This is a genomic window from Bacillus sp. DE0042, assembly GCF_007680225.1.
Classification (GTDB): Bacteria; Bacillota; Bacilli; order Bacillales; family Bacillaceae_G; genus Bacillus_A; species Bacillus_A wiedmannii.
The window spans coordinates 129,695-140,809 of record NZ_VEJP01000011.1 but is presented as its reverse complement, the minus strand read 5'-3'; the positions used below and the strand labels follow the sequence as shown (position 1 = coordinate 140,809).

Genomic DNA, 11,115 nt, shown 5'->3' with positions numbered 1-11,115 from the left:
TATGCTACTCCGTTTGCATCGTATGCTGCTAAATCTTTGAATTCGTATTTCCAGTCTGTTGCTTTGCTTACTTCTTGTGTCGCAATCACTGTACCATTTTGTAAAAGGTCTACTTTAATCATTTCTGGACGATCTGTTGCGTTATCGTCTTTCCATGTTTTCGTTCCTTCTACTTTTGTTTCACCTACTTTTGTATTTGTGATATCAGTACCACTTACTTTGGATTCATATCCTGGTACTGGCTGTTCTTTCACTGTATACTCGTAAGCCTTTCCTTCCGCATCATATGCTGCTAAATCTGCGAATATATATTTCCAACCCATTACTGCTAGTACGTCGTGTGTTTGAATCACATTCCCGTTTTGTAGTAAGTCTACTTTGATCATTGTCGGACGGTCTGTTGCATTTCCGTCGTTCCATGTCTTCGTTCCTTCTACTTTTGTTTTGCCTACTTTTGTATTTGTGATATCAGTACCACTTACTTTGGATTCATATCCTGGTACTGCTTGTTCTTTCACTTCATACTTGTACGCTGCTCCGTTTGCATCGTATGCCTGAAGTTTTTCAAATGTGTACTTCCATTCTGTTGCCGCTGTTACTTCTTTTGTATCTACTACTTTACCGTTTTGTAAAAGATCTACTTTGATCATTTCCGGACGATCTTTCGCGTTATCGTCTTTCCATGTTTTCGTTCCTTCTACTTTTGTTTCGCCTACTTTTGTATTTGTGATATCAGTACCATTTACTTTGGATTCATATCCTGGTACTGCTTGTTCTTTCACTTCATACTTGTACGCTACTCCGTTTGCATCGTATGCTTGGAGTTTTTCAAACGTATACTTCCAATTTGTTACCGCTGTTACTTCCTTTGTATCTACTACTTTACCGTTTTGTAAAAGATCTACTTTGATCATTTCCGGACGATCTTTCGCGTTATCGTCTTTCCATGTTTTCGTTCCTTCTACTTTTGTTTCACCTACTTTTGTATTCGTGATGTCATAACCATTGACTTTGGATTCGTATCCATCTACCGGTTGTTCCTTCACTTCATACTTGTATGCTACTCCGTTTGCATCGTATGCTTGGAGTTTTTCAAACGTATACTTCCAATTTGTTGCCGCTGTTACTTCCTTTGTATCTACTACTTTACCGTTTTGTAAAAGATCTACTTTGATCATTTCCGGACGATCTTTCGCGTTATCGTCTTTCCATGTTTTCGTTCCTTCTACTTTTGTTTCGCCTACTTTTGTATTTGTGATATCAGTACCATTTACTTTGGATTCATATCCTGGTACTGCTTGTTCTTTCACTTCATACTTGTACGCTACTCCGTTTGCATCGTATGCTTGGAGTTTTTCAAACGTATACTTCCAATTTGTTGCCGCTGTTACTTCCTTTGTATCTACTACTTTACCGTTTTGTAAAAGATCTACTTTGATCATTTCCGGACGATCTTTCGCGTTATCGTCTTTCCATGTTTTCGTTCCTTCTACTTTTGTTTCGCCTACTTTTGTATTCGTGATGTCATAACCATTGACTTTGGATTCGTATCCATCTACCGGTTGTTCCTTCACTTCATACTTGTATGCTTTTCCATTTGCATCGAACGCTACTAAATCTTTAAATTCATACTTCCAACCTGTTTCTTTGCTTACTTCTTGTGTCGCAATCACTGTACCGTTTTGTAGTAAGTCTACTTTGATGGCTTTATGCTCTTCCTCTGTGCCACCTTTCCACGTCTTCGTTCCTGCAACTGATGTCTTGCCTACTTTTGTATTCGTGATGTCATAACCATTAACTTTGGATTCGTATCCGTCTACTGCTTGTTCTTTCACTTCATACTTATATGCTTTTCCGTCTGCATCGTTTATCGCCAAATCTTTAAATTCATATTTCCAGCCTGTTGCTTCGCTTACTTCTTGCGTCGCAATCACTGTACCGCTTTGTAGTAAGTCTACTTTAATCATCGTTGGACGACCTTCCGCATTTCCGTCCTTCCATGTTTTCGTTCCTTCTACTTTGGTTGTTTGTACCACTTTTGTATTTGTAATATCATAACCGTTTACTTCTGTTGTGTATCCATCTATCGGTTGTTCTTTTACTTCATACTTGTACGCTACTCCATTTGCATCATACGCTGCTAGGTTGTCAAATTTGTATTTCCAACCATCTGCCGCTGTTACTTCTTTCGTGTCTACTACTTTCTCATTTTTTAGTAATTCTACTTTGATTGAACTTGGACGATCTTTCTCGTTATCGCCTTTCCACGTCTTCGTCCCTGCAATAGATGTAGTTTTCACCTTATTCGGAATTGACAACTTAACTCCATTTACAGCATCTAATTTAACTTCAAAAATTACTTTTGCTTGAGGATCGAAATCAACATAGTCTGGAGCTGAAACTTCTTTCACATAATATTTACCTGGTTGTAAATTAGGGATTTCAATTATCCCTTTTTCATCTGTTTTATATACATCTCCAACTTGTTCATCAGACTCTTTATACAACTTAAACGAAACATTTGGGATTACTTTTTCTTCATCCCCTTCAATATGCTTCACAATTTTTAGTGTTCCTTTTGGAGTCACGTTACCTTCAGCACCACCACCAGCTGTCATATTTTCGACTGGATGAGTACCCGATTCAGTAACTGGTTCCTTGTTTAGAACTTGGTAATCAATCGTATAATCATTCTTAAAAAACTCTTGCTTCTTCCCAGCTTCCGTTATAGTAGATGTATAACCAATCGAAAAGGAGGCAAGACGCGCTTTATTCTTATTAAGCACAACTTTAAATGATTTGTCTCCATTAAAGGTAATCGTTCCGTAACCTTGCTTTTCAAGCTCTTGTAGCGTTAAAGATCGACGACCTATATAATCATCTACAATTATATAGAAACTATCCTTATTAAGTGTTTGACCTTCCTGTAAATTATCAGTCACAACAATATCACGACTTAACTCTTCTTTAGCCAAGTTTATATTCAAGAACCAACGTACTTCATCGCTCTTACCTGAGTTCATATCACCAGTTTTATAAAAAAATGGTGGTTTTCCAGGATCTGTACCCCCACCACCGCTTGGGCCGGTAATTGTTACAGATTGCTTATCTACATTTGTACCGAAATTGGTTTCAATCTCTTTCTTTTCATCCGTTCCTACATTAGCAGCTTCCACAAAAAAGTTTAAATACCCTTTAATATTTTGATGTGTACTCACTTTATCATTAAATGTACATACCACAGTACCTGCAGTGACTTTACAAGTACCATAATCATCTAATAGAAACTCTGTATTTAATCCTTTTAATTCTGGAGGCAGTGTTAATGTTAGTGTGTCTCCAGGCTTCAGCTTAAGGCTATCTTTTTCACTGAAGTTTATAGTTACTTTAGTCCGTTGTCCGATAGAAAGATCTGTTTTATCAATCTTAAAACTATCCACAAGTCCTAATGTGTTTAATTCTTGTGCGTTTGCTACTATAGGTAAAAGACTCTGACCTATAGTAAACATGAAAATCATTATAATCGAAAAAATTGAAGTTATCCTTTTTAAATACATGCTTTCTGTTATCCTCCCTATAAAATGTTGCTAGATTCTAGAACAAATATACTATGACAAAGATTCCACTATATCAATGCCATTAAGCCACTCTACTAAAATGTGTTTGATAGCTATTATCATCACCAACGCAAACGCTTGCTCTATAAATGCAAAAATTTCATTGCCGACAAATATGGAAGAGCTATTTCACAGTAAATATGCATTTGGTCAACTTCCTTACTTATCCTCCTAAAGAATAACAAGAAGTACAATCTATAATCTAATTTAGCATATCCGCCGAAGAAGGTTACGACTGTGAAACATGCTAGGATTCTCGTATTCTAAAAGATGTCATTGAAGGTGCGTTTTCTGTCATTATGAGTTGAGGTGAAATTGGTCATATGTTAAAACGTTTTGTGTTTAGTTACACAACCAACCTACACACCGAAACAAGTAGAACAAGAAGCATTATATAATTAAAAACGCTCTGGATGAAGTATTGGTTGCCTATGCAAGATGAAAGTCATATTCTCCAAATTTGAATACAGTGGAACGAATTTGGGGGTAACTAAAAAAGGGTATGATTGTCAACTGATTTCATATAAATCGTATAGAAATACGAAATTCAGCCTTTTCATTTTTGGAGTATATAAATGAGTGTCGAGAAAAAACACTTTGCCTAATGGGTTCCATGGCTATGTCGAAGAATTAAAATGAGCTTATATGTGATGATAATATCAAAACCGAGAGATTTATATCCTTTCATTATTTTTTATCAAATCATGAAAACTTTAATTGTACTATATGTACTATTTTAAACATACCACCCCTAGTTTCTTGACTAAGTTGGAAGTTTTCAAGGTTGATTACTAATTGTTTAGATACTTGGTTAGATGCATTGTTATTTTAGTATTTGGCATAGCTGTAACAATATCTTTCACAATAATCACACCATTTCCTAGTAACATTCCACCAACTAATAATACATATATGGATTTTTGATAATCTTACCCCCAACGGTCTATTATTCTAGAATCGTTCCTAAAAATCAATAGTTAATTGGTATTTTTCTATTTTCACTTCATCACTATCACATATATTTAGATTAGAAAATTGGGCACAGAAAAAGAGATAGCTTTGCCATCTCTTTTTCTGTTTCAACTTCCCCTTATCAAGCCATACCGCTTTTCGTTGGTCTTCTTTCTTTGACATCTAATCAGTCTATACATTGAATAGATGTTTTTATGTCAACTCGTATATCACTTCTAAACAAAAAATAAGCGTCTTTTCTTTTTTCTATTACATTTTTTCTGGTGCAGATACTCCTACGATTGCTAATGCGTTTTGAAGTGTAGTGCGCACTGCTTTCATTAACTCATAGCGAGCTTTACTTAATTCTAAGTTGTCTTGGTTTAATACTTTTTCTGCGTTATAGAAGCTGTGTAATGCTGCTGCTAATTCAAATGCATAGCTTGTAATGCGGTGTGGCAGACGTTTTTGCGCTGCATCCGCAACTACAGCTGGGAATTCACCAAGTTTTTTCAGTAACTCTACTTCTTTCTCAGAAGTAACAAGTTTGTAGTTCACGTCTCCGCCTGTAGCTAATCCTAACTCTTCACCTTGACGAAGGATACTGCATACGCGAGCATGAGCATACTGTGCATAGTATACTGGGTTTTCATTAGATTTTGATACAGCTAAGTCCATATCGAAGTCTAAATGAGAATCACCGCTACGCATTGCGAAGAAGTAACGCATTGCGTCCACGCCTACTTCTTCCATAAGCTCACGAAGTGTAACTGCTTTACCTGTACGCTTACTCATCTTCATTTTTTCACCATTTTGGTACAGTTGTACCATTTGGATGATTTCTACTTCAAGTGTTTCTTTATCGTAACCAAGTGCTTGAATAGCAGCTTTCATACGAGGAATGTAACCGTGGTGGTCAGCACCCCAAATGTTGATTAACTTATCGAAACCACGCTCTAATTTATCACGGTGGTAAGCGATATCTGGCGTTAAGTATGTGTAAGAACCGTCGTTTTTAATTAATACACGGTTTTTGTCGTCACCGTAAGTCATAGAACGGAACCAAGTTGCACCGCCTTCTTCAAAGATCTCGTCACGCTCTTTTAATACTGCAAGTGCAGCATCGATTTTTCCGTTTTTGTATAATGATGTTTCTGAGAACCATACATCGAATTTAACACGGAAGCTTTCTAAGTCTTTTTGAAGTTTTGCTAACTCATATTTTAAACCGTATGAACGATAGAACTCATAGCTTTCTTCTGCATCAGCTTTTGCATAACGATCACCAAATTCTTCAGCTAAAAGCTTACCGATTCCAATGATGTCCGCACCATGGTATCCGTCTTCTGGCATTTCTTTCTCTAGGCCTAAAGCTTGCATGTAACGAGCTTCAACAGAAAGAGCTAAGTTATGAATTTGGTTACCAGCGTCATTAATGTAGTACTCACGAGATACATCGTATCCTGCTTTTGCTAATACGTTACATAAAGTGTCACCCACTGCCGCACCACGTGCATGTCCTAAGTGAAGGTCACCTGTTGGGTTCGCAGATACGAACTCAATTTGTACTTTTTCACCTTTACCAGTATTCGTTTCACCGTAAGCTTCGCCAGCGTTAACGATTGTTGGGATTAAGTCTGTTAAGTAGCTATTATCCATGTAGAAGTTAATGAAACCAGGACCTGCGATTTCAATTTTTTCAATAGAAGCTTTTGCTTTATCGAAGTTTGCAACTAATTCTTCTGCAATCATACGAGGTGCTTTTTTCGCAACGCGTGCAAGTTGCATTGCCATATTTGTAGAGAAGTCACCATTTGTTTTATCTTTTGGAGATTCTAATACAACGTTTGGAATCTGTTCTTCTGTCGCTAATTCTGCCTTTAATACAGCAGCTTGAATTTCTTCTTTAATTAATCCTTTTACTTGTTCTAAAGAATTCATTATTTTGCCTCCTTCAAATTAAGTGTAATTGTATATCTGCCGGCTTCTTGTTCACTTAGAAGCAATGCGTACGTTAAGAAGAGTTGTCCTTTTTTCTTTTCATCCGACCATTTAAAAAGAACGTTATCAGTTTTCGTTTGCAATGCAAACGTACCAAGTTCACTCGTATACGTACCAGTTGTCCATTCACCTTTCACATGCGTTTGACGCATTGAAACAGCACCTGAACGCATAATGAGAACTTGTTCACCTTGAATTTTAATAATTGTTTTCACTTCGCCCTGTTCGTTCGGCTCTTGGAATGTTACATATGTACCTTGACCTTTTACATAGTATTGACCGTTTGCTTCAAAAGCAACGGTTTCCTTCCTCGCCCCTTCACGGATTTCTGTTACGAAATGAACGTGTACCGGCAAGCCTGCAAGTTGTTTCTCCACGTCTTGCACACCTTTCAAATGTTATAGATATTAAATACTACTTATAATAAATCACTTTTCCTATCATATCAAAAAAAACCTCTGTCTGTCTGCTGAAAAATCAGGAAAACTCTATTTCAAAAAATAATTCACTTCCACTTTATTTCATATGATAAAATGTTTTTTAAATCTAAATATTCTTTCATTTAAAGAGGTGAGTTATGTGCTACCAACAAAATTGAAAAAAGGTGATGAAATTAGAGTTATTTCACCCTCTTGTAGTTTAAGTATTGTCTCAAATACGAACCAAGAGCTTGCAATAAAAAGATTAACCGACATGGGCTTTCAAGTTACATTCTCAACATATGCTGATGAGATAGATCGATTTGCTTCCTCTTCTATTTCTTCACGTGTTCAAGATCTTCATGATGCATTTAGAGACCCTAATGTAAAAGCCGTTTTGACGACACTTGGCGGATACAACTCTAATGGTTTATTGAAACATCTCGATTATGATTTAATTCGAGAAAACCCGAAGTTTTTCTGTGGCTATTCTGATATTACCGCTTTAAATAATGCAATTTACACAAAAACAGGACTTGTTACATATTCAGGCCCCCATTTTTCTTCATTTGGAATGGAGAAAGGTCTCGAATATACGACTGATTATTTTTTAAAATGCTTAACTTATAATGAACCTATTGAAGTCCTGCCATCTGAAACATGGAGCGATGATTCTTGGTACATCGATCAAGAAAATCGAGAATTTATTAAAAATGAAGGTTATGTTTCGATTCATGAAGGCGAAGCAACTGGAGAGATTATCGGTGGTAGTATGAGCACATTGAATTTACTACAGGGTACACCATATATGCCAAACTTACAGGATAAAATATTATTTCTTGAGGAGGATAGTTTAACTGGAAAAGCTACCCTTAACACTTTTGATCGTTATTTACATTCTCTTATGCAGCAACCTAACTTTGAACATATAAAAGGCATCGTCATAGGAAAGATGCAAAAAGGTGCACAATGTACGATAGAAGACATTCAAGAAATGATCGCTTCAAAACCTGAACTTGCACATACCCCTATCATTGCAAACGCAAGTTTCGGGCATACAACCCCGATTTTCACTTTCCCAATTGGTGGACGTGCAAAAATCATTTCTAACAAAGAAAAGACATCAATCACCATTTTAACGCACCATAAAAGGAGCGAATGAGTCGCTCCTTTTATGGTTTTTCTATTTTTTCTAACGCTTTTTGCGGAATTGATTCTTTTGAGATTTCAGCCCATCCTTTTCCTTGCATACCTTTTGCATAAATTTTTATAAATGCTCCCGTATGCAATTCACGGTTCATCATTCTTTTCACAACTTGTAACTTTCCGTCTTCTGTATACCCTTTAAATGTATACAAGTATTCACCGTCTTTTTTCTCACCTTTATCTATCACCGCATAATAATCTTGTATTTCTTTATTTGAAAAGAAGTTGTCTACAAAAGCATGTACACCTTCTGTTTTTGTGTTCAAATAGTACGCTGTTCCACCTAGAATGATGGCGAATACAACTAAAACTTTAATTACCAATTTCATACATGCGCCTCCTGTTTGCACTTCTTTCTCACTAATCTTATGTCTATACCTGTATTATACGGAAAAAGGCATACTATACTCTATTGAAAAGTCTTACACTTTCCTTACATTATTGTAAGGGTTTTTCAACTTATAGCAATTTCCCAATAAAAATTTTTTCCGTTTCATGAACTTTTATATTATTATTGAATGATACAAATTTTTATTACAAAAATCAAAGGAGACAGTTTTCAAATGGCTATCTTGCAAGGTTTAGCACTATTACTTGTTGTACTTTGTCTATTTACACTTTTTAGTTACCGTGCTCCTTACGGAATGAAAGCAATGGGTGCTTTAGCTAATGCAGCAATCGCAAGTTTTCTTATTGAAGCATTTCACCGTTATATCGGTGGAGAAATGTTTCATAATGACTTTTTACAATCAGTAGGAGAAGCTTCTGGTAGTATGAGCGGTGTCGCAGCGGCAATTTTAGTCGCACTAGCAATCGGTGTTTCACCCGTATATGCTGTTTTAATCGGTATCGCTACTAGTGGATTCGGTATTTTACCAGGATTTTTCGCTGGATACGTTTGTGCTTTCGTCGTGAAATTTCTCGAAAAGAAATTACCGGCTGGTGTAGAATTTTTAGCAATTTTATTTATTGCTGCACCAATCTCGCGCGGCATGGCCATGCTTATGGATCCGCTCGTGAACGCAACACTCGGTAAAATCGGTTCTATGATTTCAGTTGCAACTACAGAAAGTCCTATCATTATGGGTATTATGCTTGGTGGATTAATAACAGTTATTTCTACCTCTCCATTAAGTTCTATGGCACTAACTGCAATGCTTGGATTAACAGGTTTACCAATGGCAATTGGTAGTCTTGCCGTAGCAGCCTCAGCCCCGATGAACTTTATTTTCTTTAAGCGACTAAAAATTTGCTCAAAGAAAGACACAATCGCTGTAGCAATCGAGCCTTTAACACAAGCCGATGTTGTTTCAGCAAATCCAATTCCAATTTATGCGACAAACTTCGTTGGCGGTGCGCTTGCTGGTATTATTACATCTCTGTTCCAGCTCGTTAATAATGCGCCAGGAACAGCATCACCAATCCCAGGACTTCTTGTCTTATTCGGATTTAATGACGTTGTAAAAGTAACAATTGCTGCTGTACTATGCGGAATCGTTACCACGATTGTTGGATACATCGGATCAATCGTGTTCCGTAAATATCCAATTCGTTCTGCTGATGAAATTCGCGGCATTACTTCGGAAGAAAAGGTTGCATAAGAAAAAGAGCTATTCTCATCGTTTGATGAATAGCTCTTTTTGATGTTGCGTGACAGTAAATAAAATTATATTAGCGATTTTTTAAATATATCAACTTACCGACACATAACAACAAAATAAGAGCCTCCTATATGAATAAGGGGCTCTTATTTTGTCTAGCTGCATCGGCTGAATAATCGGTGGCTCCGCTTCTTCCTTCGAGGTAAAAAGCACCTTTTGCAGGAAAGAACCTTAGTCACCGGGTCTAAACAGTCGGCTTCACTTTTATTTCACCCAACCGAGCAGCATTTCCCGCACGAATTTGCTTGCTGCGACTGGTGTTTGATCACTATGGTCGTAGACAGGAGCTACTTCTACTAAGTCTGCTCCAACTACATTTATATTTGAATTTGCAATTGCCACGATGGAATCTAATAATTCTTTAGATGTGATACCTCCAGCTTCTAACGTTCCTGTTCCTGGAGCGTGAGCTGGGTCTAATACGTCAATGTCGATTGTGACATAAACTGGGCGTCCTGCAAGTTTCGGTAATACTTCTTTTAACGGTTCTAATACGTCAAATTTATATAAGTTCATACCTACTTCTTTTGCCCATTCGAATTCTTCCTTCATTCCAGAACGAATACCGAAAGAATATACGTTTTCCGGACCAATTAAATCGCACACTTTACGAATAGGTGTAGAGTGGGATAAAGGCTCCCCTTCATACGATTCACGTAAATCAGTATGGGCATCCATATGGATGATTGCTAAATCCGGATATTTTTTTGCCATTGCCTTAAAAATTGGCCAAGACACTAAGTGCTCACCGCCGAGACCTAGTGGAAACTTATCGGCATCTAAAAGTTTTGATACATACTCTTCAATCATGTCTATGCTACGCTGTGGATTTCCAAATGGTAATGGAATATCACCCGCATCAAAATATTTTACCTCTTCTAGTTCACGATCTAAATATGGGCTATATTCTTCAAGACCGATTGATACTTCACGAATACGTGCAGGGCCAAAACGAGAACCTGGACGGTAGCTTACTGTCCAATCCATTGGCATCCCGTAAATAACTGCCTCTGACTCTTCAAAACTTGGATGACTTTTAATAAATACTTTACCTGAATAAGCTTCATCAAAACGCATACTCTTTTCCTCCTTATGTGGAACTTAAGGTATCCCAACCTTTCATTATTTCTCAAATTTGGAGCCTATAACTCCTCTTTCTCGATTTACCGGTGTCTTCTTTTTTAACAATAAGAAGACGATTTTCATTACAGGAGTGTAAGTAGCTAGCATGTTCAAGTCTTCTGGACAAACACCTTAAAT

The 11,115-nt window shown here is 37.0% G+C and carries 7 protein-coding genes; 2 read left to right on the top strand and 5 right to left on the bottom strand.

Annotation, left to right across the window (positions count from 1 at the left end; genetic code table 11):
• From FS802_RS28390 to FS802_RS28380, 3 genes are all read right to left on the bottom strand, one after another.
• The coding region (locus tag FS802_RS28390; RefSeq protein ID WP_144525653.1) for a Cna B-type domain-containing protein at positions 1–3,557 on the bottom strand (3,557 nt) is incomplete at its 3' end.
• A 1,281-nt stretch (positions 3,558–4,838) separates the two neighbouring features.
• A complete protein-coding gene (gene argS / locus FS802_RS28385; protein ID WP_001086441.1) occupies positions 4,839–6,509 on the bottom strand; it encodes an arginine--tRNA ligase in 1,671 nt (556 codons plus the stop codon).
• On the bottom strand, positions 6,509–6,946 hold the full coding sequence (locus tag FS802_RS28380) for a YwiB family protein (protein WP_000414871.1): 438 nt from the start codon (positions 6,944–6,946) through the stop codon (positions 6,509–6,511). The genes argS and FS802_RS28380 overlap by 1 nt, the downstream gene beginning before the upstream one ends.
• 202 nt (positions 6,947–7,148) lie before the next feature.
• On the opposite strand from FS802_RS28380, the gene FS802_RS28375 reads away from it, so the two are divergent.
• Positions 7,149–8,150 (top strand): S66 family peptidase, encoded by a 1,002-nt coding sequence (locus FS802_RS28375; RefSeq protein WP_098720526.1) that lies wholly within the window; start codon positions 7,149–7,151, stop codon positions 8,148–8,150.
• Positions 8,151–8,160: 10 nt separating this feature from the next.
• Here FS802_RS28375 and FS802_RS28370 read toward each other — a convergent pair whose 3' ends face one another.
• A complete protein-coding gene (locus FS802_RS28370) occupies positions 8,161–8,523 on the bottom strand; it encodes a YxeA family protein (protein WP_000779940.1) in 363 nt (120 codons plus the stop codon).
• Between the two features lie 234 nt (positions 8,524–8,757).
• On the opposite strand from FS802_RS28370, the gene FS802_RS28365 reads away from it, so the two are divergent.
• Positions 8,758–9,795: a PTS sugar transporter subunit IIC gene (locus FS802_RS28365; RefSeq protein WP_000996323.1), complete on the top strand. Its 1,038-nt coding sequence runs from the start codon at positions 8,758–8,760 to the stop codon at positions 9,793–9,795.
• Between the two features lie 264 nt (positions 9,796–10,059).
• On the opposite strand, the gene speB is transcribed toward FS802_RS28365, so the two are convergent.
• Complete coding sequence (speB, locus tag FS802_RS28360; protein ID WP_001209823.1) at positions 10,060–10,932, bottom strand: agmatinase; 873 nt, start codon at positions 10,930–10,932, stop codon at positions 10,060–10,062.
• Positions 10,933–11,115 lie beyond the last annotated feature (183 nt).